11 protein-coding genes, 2 tRNA genes and 1 pseudogene are annotated in these 19258 nt (G+C 32.0%); 2 read left to right on the forward strand and 12 right to left on the reverse strand.

Going from position 1 to position 19258, the window contains the following annotated elements; all coding sequences use genetic code 11:
• Nucleotides 1-178 precede the first annotated feature (178 nt).
• From WOVOC_RS04860 to rseP, 10 genes and pseudogenes are all read right to left on the reverse strand, one after another.
• Nucleotides 179-914: pseudogene (locus tag WOVOC_RS04860) on the reverse strand (4-hydroxy-3-methylbut-2-enyl diphosphate reductase).
• Between the two features lie 868 nt (nucleotides 915-1782).
• A complete protein-coding gene (locus WOVOC_RS03820; protein ID WP_025264364.1) occupies nucleotides 1783-2148 on the reverse strand; it encodes a hypothetical protein in 366 nt (121 codons plus the stop codon).
• Between the two features lie 120 nt (nucleotides 2149-2268).
• Nucleotides 2269-2964, reverse strand: coding sequence for an isoprenoid biosynthesis glyoxalase ElbB (elbB, locus tag WOVOC_RS03825; protein WP_025264365.1), 696 nt, complete (start codon nucleotides 2962-2964; stop codon nucleotides 2269-2271).
• 1177 nt (nucleotides 2965-4141) lie between these two features.
• Nucleotides 4142-5485 carry a signal recognition particle protein gene (ffh, locus tag WOVOC_RS03830; RefSeq protein WP_025264366.1) on the reverse strand — a complete coding sequence of 448 codons (1344 nt, stop codon included), beginning with the start codon at nucleotides 5483-5485 and terminating at the stop codon, nucleotides 4142-4144.
• On the reverse strand, nucleotides 5470-7017 hold the full coding sequence (locus WOVOC_RS03835) for a proton-conducting transporter transmembrane domain-containing protein (protein WP_025264367.1): 1548 nt from the start codon (nucleotides 7015-7017) through the stop codon (nucleotides 5470-5472). Before WOVOC_RS03835 ends, ffh begins: the two co-directional genes overlap by 16 nt.
• A gap of 891 nt (nucleotides 7018-7908) precedes the next feature.
• Nucleotides 7909-10848, reverse strand: coding sequence for an FAD-dependent oxidoreductase (locus tag WOVOC_RS03840; protein WP_025264368.1), 2940 nt, complete (start codon nucleotides 10846-10848; stop codon nucleotides 7909-7911).
• A 46-nt stretch (nucleotides 10849-10894) separates the two neighbouring features.
• The gene (gene fabZ, locus WOVOC_RS03845; RefSeq protein WP_014868871.1) at nucleotides 10895-11335 is read right to left on the reverse strand and encodes a 3-hydroxyacyl-ACP dehydratase FabZ; all 441 of its coding nucleotides are present in this window, start codon (nucleotides 11333-11335) and stop codon (nucleotides 10895-10897) included.
• 17 nt (nucleotides 11336-11352) lie between these two features.
• A complete protein-coding gene (locus WOVOC_RS03850) occupies nucleotides 11353-11913 on the reverse strand; it encodes an OmpH/Skp family outer membrane protein (RefSeq protein WP_014868872.1) in 561 nt (186 codons plus the stop codon).
• Nucleotides 11914-14226 carry an outer membrane protein assembly factor BamA gene (bamA, locus tag WOVOC_RS03855; RefSeq protein WP_025264369.1) on the reverse strand — a complete coding sequence of 771 codons (2313 nt, stop codon included), beginning with the start codon at nucleotides 14224-14226 and terminating at the stop codon, nucleotides 11914-11916.
• A gap of 7 nt (nucleotides 14227-14233) precedes the next feature.
• Nucleotides 14234-15358 carry an RIP metalloprotease RseP gene (gene rseP / locus WOVOC_RS03860; protein ID WP_025264370.1) on the reverse strand — a complete coding sequence of 375 codons (1125 nt, stop codon included), beginning with the start codon at nucleotides 15356-15358 and terminating at the stop codon, nucleotides 14234-14236.
• 98 nt (nucleotides 15359-15456) lie between these two features.
• On the opposite strand from rseP, the gene WOVOC_RS03865 reads away from it, so the two are divergent.
• Nucleotides 15457-15729, forward strand: coding sequence for a succinate dehydrogenase assembly factor 2 (locus WOVOC_RS03865; RefSeq protein WP_014868875.1), 273 nt, complete (start codon nucleotides 15457-15459; stop codon nucleotides 15727-15729).
• 489 nt (nucleotides 15730-16218) lie between these two features.
• Here the strand turns inward: WOVOC_RS03865 and WOVOC_RS03870 are convergent, their stop codons facing one another.
• Both WOVOC_RS03870 and WOVOC_RS03875 read right to left on the reverse strand, forming a co-directional pair.
• The gene (locus tag WOVOC_RS03870; protein WP_014868876.1) at nucleotides 16219-17871 is read right to left on the reverse strand and encodes a 30S ribosomal protein S1; all 1653 of its coding nucleotides are present in this window, start codon (nucleotides 17869-17871) and stop codon (nucleotides 16219-16221) included.
• A gap of 177 nt (nucleotides 17872-18048) precedes the next feature.
• Nucleotides 18049-18122, reverse strand: a tRNA-Ala gene (locus tag WOVOC_RS03875).
• 161 nt (nucleotides 18123-18283) lie between these two features.
• Here WOVOC_RS03875 and WOVOC_RS03880 point away from each other — a divergent pair.
• Nucleotides 18284-18356: transfer RNA gene (locus WOVOC_RS03880), tRNA-Lys, on the forward strand.
• The last annotated feature ends 902 nt before the right edge of the window (nucleotides 18357-19258 follow it).

Below are 19258 nucleotides of genomic sequence, written 5' to 3' on the forward strand. Positions count from 1 at the left end.
TGTAAAAGTGCACACTTAATTGCATCTTCATGTAGGAAATCTTATTGTTTAGGATTCTAGATACTCAACTTTTGCTCTTCAGCTGAGAACCACCTGACTATCAATAACTTTTACACTTATCACAATAATCAGAGTTTAGTAAGCAAGATGTACTTTACATTAAATCTAATATTTTAAACTAAACACTTTCAGTAATACCACCTGACATAACTGAAACCTTTGTGCCTTTACTTATTCTTAAGTAGTCTATTAGCTCATCAACCAATATATTCGCGGGAGCAGAGAGGATACCCCCCCTCTACGGTAATTCCTACCCTCTTTCCATGCCCTGTAACCAATTTTTATTCACATAGCTGTAGTTATCAATCAAACAAGCTCTCCTTCCTCTCGCAGTACACAGATCTAATAAGCGGTTTGTGTGACGCAAGATAAATTATCTAGATCATTAACCTTTAAATCGCGTACATCTTCTATGGTTTACACTAAAGCAATAGGATTTTTACTCTTCCTCTAATTTCCTTAGCCTCTGGGTAAGTTTCATGCCTAATCAGAATTAATTCTTTACATTATCCTCATACCTTTTTACTTCTTTGTGCACTTTATTTTAACTAGGGGACATGTTGCGCCAATCACTTAAATACCCTTTTTTTTCGCCTCCTCTTCTACATTTTTTGCACTCAGTATGCACTGAAAATCAATATTCTACTATATTTATCAATATCCTCAACACTACTTATAAAGACTACTCCTTGTCTCTTAAAAAGTTCTTTACTATATATTTGTTGTGAACAATTTAATGTAGAACATAAACTCGGCGCTCGTTTTTATATTTTTTTTAAAAAATAGCCTAATATAGCTACAGCTCTTTTAACTTCTGCACAAAACCCGCGCGGTTCAGATAAAATAATTCTCACTTCTTCCAAACTAGATTAGTATGCAAGCAAACATTGCTTAAAAACAAGCTCCGCTCATCATATCTTATAGCACCATCATTTATATTTTATATAATAGTCATTTTTCGCATATTTTCTTTGACGTTTAATCAGTTTGATACTACAGAAGATTTAAGAAAGAGCACTCTCCAAAACGAACAGATAGACCAACATTATATATACCAAAGTAGAAGAAAACCAGAGATTATAATAATACAACTGTATTCCATTTTAAATGGCCTTGAATATGAAAGTTTGTACAAAATACTTACTTCGAAAAAAAATTTACCTAGATAAAAAGGTACTCAATCTCAAAGAAGGTATTGATAACAAAAAATACCGATGTGCATAGATGATAAAAACATTGCTAGAGTTAAAGCATATGTAAATAAAACTAAATCGCAGTGCTTACGTACAGTTATAAAATAGCTGTAACTGCCTACGCATATTGTATAAACTGTAGCCACAGTAGAGACAACAATGGGATATTTTACAACGTAATTTTAATATTGAATAAAGGAAAAGTATTAGAGAACAGACTATTACAAGAAGCTACTTCCAGTAGTAAGATAAGAAAATTACTAAGTACAACAGTAACAGATTAGAACAGACAGAAAAGCAAACATAAAAGTATATTTGATAAAAGGTAAGATTGATCAGCAGAAAAACAAAGTAAACATAACAAAGATGCAAATATAGCACCATCTATAAAAGAGTTAACTATGCTTGACTTAAGATACACAGTACTAATTTTCATTAATGAGCTTCATAATATACACACATCGGAGTAATGACCGCTTGCACATATAGCTAAAAATGCTATAAATAAAATAGCACCTATATTTAAATATCACACCCGAGATGTAAACTGTATTTTCTTTATCAAAAAATTAAGTCTATAATCTTGTTTATCCTTATTGATACAAAGAAATCCATCTTCTGTTATTTTGCAGTTTTCAGGAGCAATATCTAAATTGATTTTTTTACCACTTTCGTCCATACTAAAACGAACTCTTGGCTCAGAAAAGTTAATTACGTCAATTCCAACTTTCCTTGTTGCCTTTCCATCTAGAGAAATCAAATCAAACTCCCAAATATTATTCGGATCTATATTTCCCGTATAATAATTACACTTACCGCTCGTACAGTATGAACTTTCAACTACATAACCTTCACTAGGAACATCCACAAGAAAATCCCACAAATCACCTGACATATAGACCACCTTTACACTTACTATTTAAAAAAACTATGTATATTTTTAAGTACATTTAGCTATAATACACCCCAAAACATAAAATTCAACAACTAGTTGTTGCGTAAGAAATCTAAGCAGCTACTTAATTCCTTTTGTTAACTTTTTTACCATACCATCAATCATGTGCTTTATTCCTTGATATACAGAATACGTACCTTCGTCACTACGTATATAAGCAGAGCAGGAAAATACATTATGCTCTTCATCTTCTATTGATAATTCTGTATCACACTTTATATGCTCACCACCTAGCTTTTCTATCAATTTCTCCCTGTCATCTCCTATTGTTACCTTAATTCTATTCTTTTCCTTACCAATCCTACTGCTTAAAATAAAAACAATTATTGCTGGAGATATACATATTGCTCCTATTGGTTTTTTTGCAATAAAAAACTCAGAAACTAATCTTTCAAATTCAGGTAGTACTGTTACCGCATCTCTGTTTTCACCCAAATTAGACAAATTCCTCGCAACCCCATATCCACCAGGTACAACTAACATGTCAAAATCTTCAGCTTTTGCTTCTTTTAGGTCATATATTTCACCTCTCGTGATTCTTGCTGCTTCTACAAGTACATTCCTTTTTTCTTTCACTGCTTCTTTTGCTTTATGGTCCATGACCTGTGTAACATCAATATCAGGCGCAAAACATTTAACCTCAACTTCCTGTTGATCAAGAACCAGCAGACTCAAGACACCTTCCCTTATTTCAGTACCGTCAAGATGACCACACCCTGACAAAACCACAGCAGCTTTTAATTTTTTCTCACTCATAGAATACCTTATCTCCATATAATCTATGGTATTGTAATACAAATTCTATATTTGGAAAGAGGTAATTATTTTATATCAATTCAAATATAATTGATAATTATTATGTATAATTAGTTATATTTATAACTAACAGAAACTAAATATGGTACAAGGTGACATAATAGATACTGGCAACAATGAGTACTTCACCCAAGATTTAATTAAATTAATTTAAAGAAATAACAGTTTAAAAGAAGAAACAAAAAAACTTCTGAATAGAATACAGACCTAAAAGATTTAGCTTTAACTAAAGCGAAAGATATAATTAATTTATTAAGCAATAATAAAAGTGATGGGTTCTTAAAAACTATATTAGAAGAACCATCAGAAAAAGAAAAACTCAAAAAACTAGCTAAATAAGTTGATAAAGATCAGACAATGATTAGAAAAACTCAAAATTTTAAAGTATAACCGATGATTGTTAATTCAAAAAACTATGGAGAAAGCAACATAAAGCAGCATTTATAACACTGATAAGTACATTAATAGTTTATTTAGCAATAAGAAAAAAATAACTGATGTTATTACTTAGATAGTGAAGCACACAGTATTTAGCAAGATTGTTTTAACAATAGCACTATAGAACTGTATTAAGTTAGTTACATATAAACATAAAGACGAAATAAAAGAAGAAGCAATTAACAGAGGAAAAAAAACTAAACATTTTATAGGAAAATATACTTGATAAAATTCCTAAAGCTGAAACTTAAAAAAGAGAGAATTATTTTAATCAATTATATAAAGATGTGTAGTCAGAATGGTAAAAATAATAGACATGTTTCAAATAAAAAGCAACAGTTAATTATAAAATGGGCTAACAAAGGATGAAACTATTCAAAGTTCTTCAGAAAAGGATATGAAAAGGCTCATGAAAAAGAACACTAGTACTCACAGAAAAGATATAGAAATACTTAAGAAGTCTATGAACAAATTTTAATCTGCAATTATGGCCATTGGTAAAAACAAACCAAAAAAATAGAAGAAAAGGCTAACGAAAAAGTGAAATGAAGTGCATCCAAATTTTCTTAGGTAGGTATCCAAGTTCCGAGGAAGTATAGAGATATAGCGAAAAGCATCAGCCTTAAATAACCTTGTTACGTAAGCTATTAATAATACAATTTTTTTGAAAAAAGCTGCTCTACTTCCTACTTAGCATGTCTATTAAATCAGATTCTTTGAGTTTACTGTAATCAACTTTACCAAATTTATTAACTATTGCGTTTATTTGATCATATTGCTTAATCAAAAGATTGATGTCCATTACATTCGTTCCAGAACCTTTGGCAATTCTAAGTCTTCTCTTACCATTTAAAATATCTGGATCTCGTTTTTCTTTTTTAGTCATCGAATTTATAATAGCTATGTATTTTTTCACTCTGCCATCATCTGGTATTCCACTGCCTAATTTTTTTGTGAACGAGCTTGGGATGAATCTAATTATATTGCTGATACCATCCATTTTTTTTAGGGTTTTTAGCATCCTTATCAAGTCATTTAAGTCAAATCTACCTTTTTTTATTTTCTCTTGCAGTTTATTAATTTCTTCCTGACCAACTATCTCAGCAGCTCTTTCAACCAACGAAACAACGTCACCCATGTCAAGTATTCTTCTTGCTATTCTATCAGGATAAAAGTCGTCAAGGTCGCTTAATTTTTCACCACAAGCAATAAACTTAATTGGGCAATTAGTTATCATTCTCATAGAAAGGGCGGCACCACCACGGGCATCACCGTCAACACGTGTAAGAACAATACCAGTTACACCTATTCTCTCATTGAATGATTTGACAATATTCACTGCATCTTGGCCAATCATTGCATCAGCCACTAAAATAACTTCTGTAGGTGAAGTTATTTCCTTTATAGCTTTCAACTCATTCATCATATTGTTGTCGATATGAAGCCTACCTGCAGTATCTAGTATCAACACATCATAATTACCGTTTTTTGCCGCCGCCAGTGCTCTTTTTGTAATTGCAATAGGCCCCTCACCCACTACTGTAGGCAAAGTTTGTACGTCTATTTGTTTTCCAAGCACTTCAAGCTGTTTCTGGGCAGCAGGCCTGTAAACATCTAAAGAAACAAGCATTATTTTTTTCTTTTGTCTTTTTAGCTTTAAAGCAAGCTTCCCTGAAGTAGTTGTCTTACCTGCACCCTGTAAACCTACTATCATGATTACAGCGGGAGGCTTAACTGCTAGATTTAATTCGCTTTTCTTTGATCCAAGAATTGCAACCAAATTATCTTTCACAATTTTAATTATCATTTGCACTGGAGAAACACTTTTTATAACTTGCTCCCCTACTACTTTATCTTTAATATCACTAATAAATCTTTTAATAACTTCAAGAGAAACATCAGCTTCAATTAGGGCTATGCGTACCTCACGCATAGCAAGATTAAAATCATCCTCAGAAATGATTGATTTCCCTTTAAGCTTATTAAATACAGAATTTAAATTTTCAGTTAATGATTTAAACATAATAGCATTAGTAGAACACTCATTAAAAAAAGAGAAAAAGCAGAAACAAAACTCACTGAGTTACAATTTAGCACTTCTTTGAGTTTAGTAGCACTATTAAAGCATAAACCAATAAGTGAATCAGTCAAGTTTTGCAGCATGCTAGCAGATGTTTTCTTTACCTTAAAAACTAATTTATTAAGCAATAGAACAATATAGGGCATAAGAGCTCTGAAAGTCCAATCGACATCCATTTTAAAATTCATTCTTGGCAAAAAGAACTTATGCAAAGGAATAAACAACAAGGTGGTATATAATAGTAAATTAAATTGCGACCAAATATTCTCTGTGTTATATACAAAGTTAAAGATCAAAGGTTTATTGTAAATAGGTAAGTAAGGATTACCAGTGATCACACACATAAACGCTAAAATAGTCATTGCTATTTTACTATCCCTTTTTCCCGAAAGTTTCAACTTGCTTTTAGCAACAAATGTATAATAGAGAAACTTAAGCCCCACACTTAAATAAAGTGATAAATTCAGAGCTTTGTACAAATTTTTGTACAACTCTAAATTAGTACCATTCATTTCAATTTCAGCTACAATACATGACTTACTAATAAATCCAGCAGTTCCAGGAAATCCAGCCATTGTAAGTACTGCAATTAAAGCACACATACTTTCGGCTGATATAAGTTTGCTCAATCCACTGAAACTAACCATTTTTGTTTGTGAAATAACTGAATTAGCAACTACAAATAGTAATGACTGGTAACCAAGAGAGAAGATTATGTGCAGCGTTAAAATCGGTACTGCTTTTTCCGAAGAGCTAAGCAAGCTTCCTGCAATAATAAGTAAACCCATCTGCCCTATAACACCGTAACATAAAAATCTACGAATATTTTGTTCGAGAGAGGCAAATATAATGCTATAAATTACAGTTATAGAACCCAAAAACGCCAAAGTTTCAGTATGCATGATACAAGCGTGCAAAAGCATAGCTAAAAAAGAAACTTTAGTAGTAAATAAAGAAAGATATGCAGTACCATGTAACGATGTAGCAGGGTATGCATCAACAACCCAAAACGAGAAAGGAAAACAAGCACAATTTATTAGTAAACCTATTATTACTAGATTAGAACTTTGAATTGCCAATCCTGCTGTTAACATAACTCCAGCAAAAAAGTGTATACAAGCATATCTTACCGCAGGCTCATTATCTTTACTACCAGCAATAATAAAAGATCCACTAATGGCCATTAATTCACAAAATATGATAACCAATATTACCTGCTTAGATAATATTACACACAATGAACTAACAGTGTAAGCAAATGAAGATAGCATCTCTGAAAAGCTCAAGTTACTTGCTGGTAGAACAACTAGAAATGCAGTTAACAAAAAAGATATTAATATGACGCGAAAAGATAAATTAAAATTTAGAACTGGATGAGACAAGTTTAATGTTGCACCCAACCTTTCAGGTAGCATTAGTACTATACTTATTAATATAGCTAGAAGAAGTAACAGTGAAAGTTTATAAAACTGCACGATGATCTAAGCTAACATGGTTTATTATATCTAAATGAATAGACAAAAACCAATCTTTATGCAATCACCTTTTAACTACTAATTAAACTAACTATCATATAATTATATTAGAGTTATAGAAAACCGGTCAGATTAGATCTAATCTAACCGGCAGTTTTAATAGTGAGGTAAGCTTCACTATAACATGTTCACTCTATAGTACTATACTCGTGCGTAATTCATTTTAAATTTATGCACGAGAATTAGTAAATTATTTACTTTCTAAAACAAAGTTTAGTATTGCCCTTTTATCACTAGCGTAAAGTCAACTATTTTCTTAACTTTACGTTATCTATATTAAAATGGTTATTGCAATATAAAGTTACCAATAATACACGTGTGCTAAAATAATAGGTGAAGAAGTACTGAGTAATAGCAAGTCTGATAATTGTGCCATTCCAACTAGCACTAGAATGAAGAAAACTGTACAGCAATGTTGATATTCCTCTATGTCATGTTCTAAGGGACTATACAGAATACTGACGTTTCTTTACATTTCTACCGTCAACCCAAACAGATAACCATATTACACTCATCTAACATACTTAATACCCTACTATGAAAAAATAGCCTTACTATAAGTCTTCCACATAACAACGTTTACGCAGTTAACACTTATCAACGCCAGAAAGAAAATTTCCTTTTTTGCACTACTCTCAGCTATAATATCTATTCTCTTACCTTCTTTATCTCTTGCTGAAAATGCACTATTACCCTCGCTTAGTAATATTGTTACTTTGGAAAGATAAGTACTAAGTAATATATCATAATATTATCTTAATAAAAAGATTATCATAACATAAATTTATTAATAAATAACACACATCACAGTACAACTAATGTTAGATAGATCTAATAAATTTCAGTAGGACACCCAGTTGGACCCATAAGAACTATTTGTTCACCTTCTTTGAGATATTTACATAAACTAGTGGAACCACCGATTTCATGAACAATCGTAGAAATAATTCCCTTTTTCCTATCTACTTCAGTGCCAGTTACAGCTATACCTTCCATAGCAAGGTTAGTTTTCCTACTATTCCTACTATTGGTTTCAAAGTTCTGCAGCCTAAAGAACTGTCCAGGTTGAAAATTTTTTGCAGCAAGAGGTGCTTTAATCACTATTTCTAGCACTTTATCAGTTAAATATTGAACTTTCATAACCCTTGCAGTAAATTGCTCTTTGATCTTGTTGAAAAATTCTTCGTGAGCCTGGTCTCCAAATTTTTTCCGAATCTTAGTACCTGCCATTTGGATGATACCTTTTTTTGTAAGAGTTACTCTTACATTACAACATTCATACAATCGTGTCCACGAAGCTGAAACCTCAGCTAGAGGAGCATCAACTCCACTCAAAAGCTGAGAAATGATAGGATAGCCGTTCTTAACACTTGCCATAGCTTTCACAACACTACCTCTATACGAAGGGTGAAGATCACCAAAGAAACTAATCGTTTTACCACCTTGATTATATACTAATATTCTATCTTTATCTTGCATCTTAGGAGAAAATATTTGATCTACTTCTTTCCCTGATAAATTTAGATGAGTAAAATATCCATTGCTCAATTTAAAGTTTTTTTTATCTTCTTCTGCAAGAACTATATTTGGTTCAGTACCTGCTGCTATAAAGATAGAGCGCGCTTTTATATGCTTAATTTCTCCAGATTTTATATCTCTCAGTCTTATCGACTCTGCATGATTATATTTATCTGTTACAATTTCAACCGGCTCTAAATTCTCAATAAAGTAAACCCCTTCTAATAATGCATTTTGCACCTCCTTACTATTTAGTCGATAACTTGGCGAATCTTTCAGATGTTTTCTATATATAATTTTTATCCCCCCAAAGTTCTGCATTAACTCCAATATTTTTGCTTCCCTATTTTCTTTTTTTGCTAATTTTTGCTCTTTTCGAATCAATTGTGCATGCGATATAAACTCATCTGCGATTTCATATTCCTCTTCTGTCCAGTCCCTTTCAATGTAGCTTTTTCCGTATCTATCAACCAATGTTTCATAGCGAAGAAGAAACTTTTCTATTTGAACTGGATAATATGATAAAGCTTCAGTGGCAGTATCAATTGCAGTGAGTCCTGCACCTATAACAACTATCGGCATACGAACTTGCAGGTTCGCTATGGAATCAAATTTAAGGGCACCAGTAAGCTGTAATGACATTAGAAAATCTGACGCCATGCGTACTCCACGAGTTAATACATTTTTTACTTTAATCATTCTTGGCTTACCAGAGCCAAGCGCTAGTGCAATGTGATCAAACCCTAAACTGAATGCATCATCAACAGTTACTGTACCACCAAAGCGAATACCTCCATAAATGGCAAAATTCTTATGTCTTTCCAATAATAGTCTGATAACCTTTAAGTAATTCTTATTCCACCGAGAAGTAATACCATATTCTGCTACTCCACCAAACCCACCGGCAGAACGCTTACTTAATTTTTCATGTTTAAAATCTTTAATCAGCTCAAAACTATCCATCAAAGGTTCAATCTTTAATCCATCAATAGCAATAACGTTATGCCCATCATTTAACAAATGATGAGCTAAACTAAATCCTGCAGGACCAAGACCTACAACCAGAATGTTTTTGCTAGTGTTTTCTTTTGGTAGTGGCCGCTGAAAATTTAAAGGATTCCAACGACTAAGCAAAGAATATATTTCAAAACCAAATGTTAAACTAAGCACGTCATCCAAAATTTTCGTCTCGATCACCGGTACATCCACAGGTTCTTGCTTTTCTTGATATATGCATGAATTTGTACAGTCATTGCATATTCTATATCCAGTAGCCGCACATAGTGGATTATCTATCATTACAATTGCAAGGCTGGCTATGCTGTACCCCTTGCTTTTTACCAGATTCATTTCTGATATTTTCTGCTCCAGTGGACAGCCGTGCAGTTCGACTCTAAGTGGAGAAGTTTTGAATGTTTTATCATCATTAATTAACCCCTTAGAGCAGCTATCTTTATTCTGCTTATGACAAAATATGCAATAGTGAGCATTATCTAATCCTTTGCTCAAGTTTACCTTTTCACTTGTTAGGTCAAAACCATACCGTCTTTTTATTTTTTTTGAATACAGAACCTCAACTTCTTCTACTTTTTTTCTAGAAAATGATACAAGATTTTCGTAGTCAGTTTTTCTATGAATACTAAAAAGTATACTCTGTTTATTTTTCACTCTCCACGCTGCATATTGTGCCGCAAGTTCTATTTCTTTTTCATGATTTTCTCTATCTTCTAACCAGAATATCACCTGTTCGGCAAAGCTTTTCTCTGTTATCGGCAAAGTGAAAAAGCGATTTAGTTCACTAGTAACATAATCAATGTCAATACTCGCTATATCAGCATATCTATTCAATGCATAACGCTGAACAAATGATCTTTTGCATTTATATATTACATTAAAGTCATCATGCTTTTTTCTCAGCTCTTCTATTTCTTTCTCGATGTTAAAAAGCTTTGTGATAAATTCATCAAGTAAATACGAAAGGTCTATAATTAGTTGACTATCAGTCATTTGTATAGTTGATACTAGTTGTCTCTTAGTTTCTAGTGTCAAGGAGCACTGGGATGACACTGGAGAGTTAGCTGAAATCAATCTGAGTGACATCAAAGAAGAAGCTATTTTTTTTCTCGCTTCAATCAATGAAAAAAATAAATTTTCATTGCATGATTTGATGTAATCTAAAAATATTTTATCTAATTTTATTAACCCATCGCGGGTATATAAATTTGAAAACGAAATGTTAAAATTTAGCTGCATTGCATATATTATGCAGTGTATACACTGTTTTTTACAGACGAAAACTTTATATACTCTGCAACATAGCTAAAATTATTGCTTCTGCAACCTTTTTTTCACTAACATATGCAACACACTCAAATTTACACGCATTTAAACGTGCATTTTTAATAGTAGCCTGAAGAATCAATACATCTCCTGGAGTAACTGGCTTCCTAAATTTTGCATTTTCAATGGACATAAAGTAAACAACTTTATTTTTCACTGTGCTTTGACTTTCTTTACTCAGAACACATATTGCAGATGCCTGAGCTAGAGATTCAATTATCAAGACTCCTGGCATTATTGGATAACCAGGAAAGTGACCAACAAAAAATGGCTCATTGAAAGTTACATTTTTGATCGCTTTTATACTTTTACCAGGATTACACTCTATCACCCTATCTACTAAGAGAAATGGATAAGAATGTGGCAGTATTTTTATAATATCACTGATATTAAACTGCATGGTACCTGAAAGCAAGCTTAATTAACGCCTTTCAAAGTAAACTCACGCATTTCCTTGTTTATGTTTTTTAATAATACATCTGATAAATCAACTTTATCCATAGAGTATAAAATTTGGTTTTTCTTTGGGAGAAAGAATACCAAATCTATGCTGTTTTTTTCTGCAGTTTTTCTAGCAACTTCTTTCATCTTATTAAAAATATCCTCCACTGCATCTCTATAGCTCTCTTCTAAATGTGACATTTTTTTAGCGTAATTATCTCTAGCGCTTACAGCATACTTGTTAAATTGATCGGCTTTTTCCTTTCTTGCTTCCTCCGATAAAAGTTCAAATTCTTCTTTTGAGGATTTAAATTTTTCTAGCTCACTCTCAAACTCTTGCTGCAGTTTAGAGCTTTGCTTTTTTATTTGTTGTTGTATATTTTGTAGAGCAAGAGATTCATTGATAACTTTATCACTATCAACAATCACAATTTTTGCATTGAATGCATTCTGAGGTTGCTGTTTTACAGCTTTATAACTTGCAAACAATGAAATAACTAAGGCAATAACTGATATAAGCAATTGTGTGTACTTCATTTAAACTCCCGCTTCAATAGAAAACTTAATATTTGACGATGGTACTATATCATATGGCTCTTTAACTAGAGGAAAACCAAAATCTAATCTAAATCTACCACCAAAAGGAGAAGGCATTGAAAAACCAAAACCAGGTGATATCCTCACAAGCTTGCTGTCATAATAGTCCTTCTCATACCCAGATTCCTTACTTTTATCATCTAGGCCAAAAAGCGTTGCGTAGTCAACAAATAATGACCCTTTAATAGCAACATAATCATATAATTTTAGCAGTGGAAAATCCACTTGCTGTGTTAAGTTGAAATAAGTTTTACCTCCTAAGCTTTCATTTTTATCTTTTGTCCTTGGTCCAATACCAGAGAGGTCAAATCCTCTAATTTCATTACCACCTTTAAAAAAGTGCTGGCCAATACTTAGCTTTTTAGCAGCATAAGAAAAAACATGACCTGCAGCTATTTTAAAGCGTAGTATTGTATCATCATCAATATTCCTTAATATAGGATGTATATAAAAAGACAAAAACTCAGATTTGAGGAAATTTACATTCCCTCCTAGCCCTGAAATATCCTGGCTTAAGCTTAATAAATACCCATCTCTTGGAGTGTAGAGGTTATCCAGCTTACTATAAGCTAACGTGTACCCCAGTGATGAAATGTGATGCTCGCCTTCTCGGTCAAGTATTATTTTAGAAATACCGCTATTATCTTTTCTACCCTTATTATCCATCCGTATATGGTTATATTTATAATAATAGCGGAGAAAATTAGTTAAGTTTTCTGTAACTTTATATGATAACTTTGCAAAAAAACCCATATCACCTTCATAAAATATACCTACACCCAGTGATGTATCAGAGTCGTTAAAGTTGCTTTCGATAACTTCTAAATCAGTTGAAAATGAATATTGGCCTTTCTCAAGGGCAAAAGAGAGTTCTCTTCCACCACCAAACAAATTACGGTCTTTAAAATCAGTTTTTAAAAATGCTCCACCAGGGAAAGATATTCCTCCTCCTAAGTATAACAAAGTAGTATTTTTTTCTTTAACATTTAAGTCGAGATTCACCGCATTATCGTTAATCGCATAGCTATCTATTTTTACTGTCTCAAAAAAATCACTACTAACCAGTTTTCTATATGACTTTTGGATCTTAGATGTATTATATGCATCACCTTCCGCTATACTAAGCTTGCTTCTGATTACTTTATCTAAAGTGCGGTCATTACCACTAATTATGATTCGATTCACATAAATCTTCTTGCCTGGCAGTACTTTGTAAGTTACATCTATAACATTACCACGCTGTGTATATTCTGGATTAACCTCTGCAAATATGTACCCTCTCTCGCTTAAGTATTTGTTTATCTTCTCTACTACACTATTAACTTTAATCTTATCAAATACTTTATTATCTTCTTTAGTTATCAGCCCTAATAGTTCCTCTTTTATGATCGAGTCTTGGATTCTAGCTTTAATATTAATTTTATTGTTTCCAAACAAGTACTGCTCTCCTTCATCGATTAAAAAAGTTAAAACAACTTGATCATTGTTATCGATCTCAACAATTGGCTGTATGTTATTTTTAATATAACCTTTAGAGGAATAAAAACTATCGAGCAACTCTTCATTGATCAACAAATATTGTGGTGAATAATGATTTTTACCTTTAAAAAAGACCATAAATAACTTACTAAATATATCATCACTTTGCATTTTAACAGCTTGCTTCAACTCATTCTCAGAGAAGTTTTTATTACCTATAAATCTTATATCCCTAATTCTAGATGTTTTACCCTCTTTTATTTTAAAAACTAAATTCACTCTATTACCATCAAGCTTGTTTAGTTCATACTCAATTTTAGCACCAATCTTACCACTATTTCTATAAGTTGTGGCTAAGTTCAATAGATCATTTTGTAACTTTGTTTCAGCAAAAATGGTCAAAGGTTTTGACTGAATTACATTATTTAGCAGTTCTTTGCTTTTAAATAGCTTATTACCTTTTAATGTTATCCTATTGATCAGTGGATTTTCTTGAACTTTTATTACTAAATTTTTTTCATCATCAATGTAAGCGTTAACACCAGCAAACAACTTTGTTTTATATAAATCTTTTATAATCGAGTCTAGGCTATTATCATTTACATAACTACCAGGCTCTAATTTTGTATAAAACCTTATTGTTTGATTACCAACTCGCTTATTACCAATACATTTAATATCATTTATTTTAGTTTTGTTATCGTTTTCTAAAGCAACGAGTAGAACAGGAACAGAAATAAAAATTACTATTAGCATGCAAAACAGCCTTTTCATGTTTATCTTAAAAAAGATGCCTTATATCATTCGATATTGCAATTACCATCAGCAAAAATAATATGGTAGCACCAAAAGTAGCTGCATATTTGTGATACCTCGGACTTAAATCTCTACGTATAATTGCCTCTATAATATAATTAAATAAGTGTCCACCATCTAGTAGTGGAATTGGTAGCAAATTAACTGCAGCTAAAGTAGCTGAAAGGACCGCCATAAAATATAAAACCATAACAAATCCCTTTTTAGTTGATTGTACTGAGTACTTCGCAATTTTTATTGGTCCACCTATTTCATTTATACTTCTCTTACCAATAACAATTTGAAAAAGAGCTTTAATTGTCAAGTACATAACGTGGTAAGTTTCACTTACTGATAGACTCACAGCTCCAAGAAAAGATGACCGTTTTAGCCCCGCTATGTTAACTGAAGTAATTCCTATAGTCTTTCTTTTTATTTCATCACCAAAAATATCTTTATCCTCAGTTATTAATGGAGTTAGGGTAGTTTTATGTCCCTTGTTATTTCGACTATATCTAATTTCCACTTTGGCTTCTGGGCTTAACATCATCACACGTGAAATATCTTCAAAATATTTTATTCCATATTCATTAATCTGTGTAATAATATCACCTGGCAATAAACCAGCCTGATCTGCTACGCTACCCTCGATTACACTCCCAATCACTGGTGGAGTACGATAATAGCCTGTTATACTAAAAAATACCGTAAAAGCTATAACAGCTAGCATCATGTTTGCAAGTGGCCCTGCAAAAACTATTGCTGTTTTCTTATATCGTGGTTTTGTATGAAGCGAATATAACCTTTCTTCCTCAGTTAGCTCTTGTTGACTAACTGGAACGTTTGCTGTATTATTATCTCCTAGCATTTTAACATACCCACCCAGTGGGATGGCACTTAATTTCCATCTAGTTCCAAACTTATCATAAAAACCAAAAATTTCAGGGCCAAAGCCTATGGAAAAAGATTCAACCTTAACTTTACACGCCTTAGCGATAATATAGTGCCCATACTCATGCACAAATATTATAATAGAGATAATTAAGGAAAATGACACAAAATAATATATTCCATCACTAAATTGATGAATAAGATTAGAAACTAACTCCACTTGTATCTCAGATCTTGAACAAAACATTAAGTATATTAAAACGTGCTCGCTTGACAAGCATTTAATTTTACCTTTAAATCAAGGAAAATTTAATACCAATGACGGATATCTCTTTATTAAGAAGAAAATTGATGTATAGAAGCTGGCACAGAGGGTGCAAAGAAACTGATATACTCTTGGGGTATTTTGCACTGAAGCATCTTGATAAATTCTCCCTAAACGAACTCATTGAATATGAGAGGATAGTTGATCTTGATGACTATGAATTATATTATTACATGACTCGTAAAGTAGACTTCCCTTCTAATGTAAGCAGTAAGATAATGAATTTAATTATTTATTTTATTGAAGCTAATCCCCTATGCGTTTAACGATCTTATCTACCCTATTTAGTACTTCAGTATATCCTGTTTTTTTTCATTTTTGTGCTTTCCACGCTATCGATTCTTCTCTTCACTTTCATAAGATATTTTGTGTACTATCCATATAACTACTTCTAATACTTACATATAACATAAAAATCCCTAGCAATAACTTAACCATCATTTTTATTCTATTAACAATATAAATTCTCCTCACTTATCAAGTTAAACAACTTTTTACTGCTAAGAAAATATATTTTGAGATATTGACTTTTTGTAAACTTCTATGCACCAAATGGTTTACCTTTTTTGACTTATAACTCCTAATTAAAAAAACAAATACCATAATTTCAATTCTACTATGGAACTTAAAAGTACCTCAAAAATCTATCAACTGTGTAAGCCTTGATGACTATCTCATCTAGGAAAGAATATATCTTTGCCATCTTTATTATTAGATTAGATTTCGTTACCACTTATACGAAGCTAAAACTCTAATTATTTAGCAGATAGTATTATATTATAGGCTTCAATGCCCAACACTTCCACTTCTATTTCTTCTGACATAGAAAACTTTTTATTTTCTGGTAGATGCTCTTGATCTATTAAGAGAGTCACATCATTCTCAACTTTAACAACTAACCCGCTATCTTCCCTCTTACTCACAATAGCCTGCATTTTGCCACCTACCTTTACTTTTTTTATTAATTCTATAAGAGGATCATGCTCTATTTGCTTTATACCAAGGTAAATTTTTGCTCGATTTACATTAGCCCTTATTACTTTTGCTTCTATTATATCACCAACACTATACTTTTTTATTTGATCTAAACCATTCTTAGACCAACTTATATCCTGTGCATAAATTGTCCCTTCCACATTCTCATCTATTTCATAATCATCAAAGGTAATAGATATATATAATCCAGTATTATTCTTAATCTTACCAGAAACAATAGAGCCAGGAGGGTATTTGTCAATAAATACTTGCCAAGGGTTACTTACACATCTCTTAATACTCAAACTCATTCTATTTTTAACAGTGTCAATACTGAGAATCTTAACAAACACTTCCTGTCCTCTGGTTACAAGATTACTAATTGGTAAATTATTCTTAACCCAAGTTATTTCTGACGAGTGTACTAAACCTTCAATTCCAGGTTTAAGTTCAACAAATATTCCATAATCCTCTATACTTGTTATATGACCTTTATACACACTACCAACTGGATATCTTAATTCTATATCATGCCAAGGGTTATCCTCTAATTGCTTTATACCTAGAGAAACTTTCGCATTTTCTTTATCTATTTTTATAACTTTAACTTTTATAGTCTGACCACAGGTAAAAACTGCAGATGGATGGCTCACTCTACTCCAAGAAATATCTGTAATATGTAATAACCCATCCACAACCCCAACTACGTCTGACTCATGAATACCAACAAATACACCGTAATGAGTAATGCTTTTTATTTTTCCCTCTATTATATCACCTTCGTTTAAGGATTCTAAAAATTTAATTTTTTCACCAGCATGCAATTTTTCTAATACCAGCTTTCTTGATACTACAATGTTACCCTGTTTCTTATCCACTTTAAGCACGATAAATTTTTGTTCAGTATCAATAAGATGCTTAGCATCTCTCGCTTGCTTTAAGTCCACATGGCTCATCGGTAAAAAAGCACTTATTCCATCGCCAAGATCAACAATAAAGCCGCATTTAATTGAACGTTTAATAATTCCACTTACCTCAGTTTGTGTAGCTGCATCTTCTTCCAACTTATGCCATTTTTCATCTCTAATTGCTTTCTCACGACTAAGAGCTACGTTACCATAATAATCTTCGATTCTTTCTACATACACCTTAATTTTAGAACCAACACCAACCTCATCTCTACAACCGAGTTCTTTAATTGAAATTCTCCCATCAGACTTTAAGCCAACGTCAACTACAACGTCGTTAGGATTTATTTGTGTAACTACACCTTCTACTACATCTCCTTCTTTAACTTTCTTGACAAAAAAACCTTCAAATAAAATATTACCTTGATCTTCAAACTGACTTTGACACACCTCTTCTACGAACCTGTTTGACGATAATTTTTTAATACTAGTTGATAGATTTACAGCTGGATCATTATTATTCATACCTTTTCATTTAAATTTAATTAGAAATAATATACTATATAATATTAATAATTAGTTACAAGCAGTTTTTTATTAACTCATTAATGTATTGTAAAGGATTACCTGAGCTACACAAGACACAACTAGTCAAATAAGATACTATAGTAGCTTGCAATACACCCGAATAACATTTTGATGTGGAGGCAAGCGGGATTGAACCGCTGACCTTCTGCGTGCAAAACAGATGCTCTACCCAGCTGAGCTATGCCCCCAGTTGTCTATGAGAATAAACTAACCTATACTCTAGAGTACAAGAAGTACTAAGCTATTGTCAAGAAGCTATATTATAGTATATATATTATGTATGAAAATACTAGTTTGATTAAAATAGACAAAAGATGTATTGACGTTTGGTACAGCTAAAAAATGAAGCGATCCCGTAGCTCAGCCGGTAGAGCAACTGACTTTTAATCAGTAGGTCGCGCGTTCAATCCGCGCCGGGATCATCAGATATATCTTATAGGCTTCCTTCTATGAAAGTTCTAGCATAACAGCATATATAAATTACCTATAATCATTAACTTTGCTTTTAATTATTTATCTTAAAATTCTCACTTTCTTCTTACTTCTTAATAATCTGTTAATTTTGAGTATTTTTCTCAAAAAGGTGAATATTTTTTCATAATTTTAAAAAAGTAAATAAGTTAACAAAATGAATTTTTGTAGCGCCAAAGAGGACCTATTTCCTGCATGATACAATTAACTTAACTAAGTTAGTAACGATATGTTATCTTCTTATGGAACTAATATTTTTATTATAGCATGATAAAAATCATCTGATATAAACAGTTATCAGAAACTTCACATATAACAAGCACTAAAAATTATCTAAACAAAAGCAACATGATTGAAAAATTAGAAGTTAAAAATAGAATGCTAAAACATATATGAGAAATTGGAGGAGAACAAATTTGATAATCAATATATATGGTCTTCCGATATATCTGATTTAACAGATGATCAAAAGGAGTTGAGTAAGAAATTACTAGGAATTTTTAGAAATCCAAAGATCTTGCCTACAGAGATCACGAAGGCCACATTTTAAAAACTGAATAATTCTTTATGTGAGAACAAAAATAATTAAGATCTGTAAAATTCTTAAATTTTAAAGAGAAGAATCTAAGTTAATAATATTATATGTAATACCAGGTATAGATTAGTTTATGAAGTAAGAGAATGTACAAGTTCACCTATGGGAACATGTGCTAATCCTAACATATAGGAAGAGATTGATACAGAAAAACACCTTTGCGTCATGCTGCTCGTTCCGGTTGTGATAATATTATAGATTACTCTTCTAAGTAAAGAATTTTTAATACATCTGACAGAAACAGGAAAATTTACTAGA

Source organism: Wolbachia endosymbiont of Onchocerca volvulus str. Cameroon (assembly GCF_000530755.1).
Classification (GTDB): Bacteria; Pseudomonadota; Alphaproteobacteria; order Rickettsiales; family Anaplasmataceae; genus Wolbachia.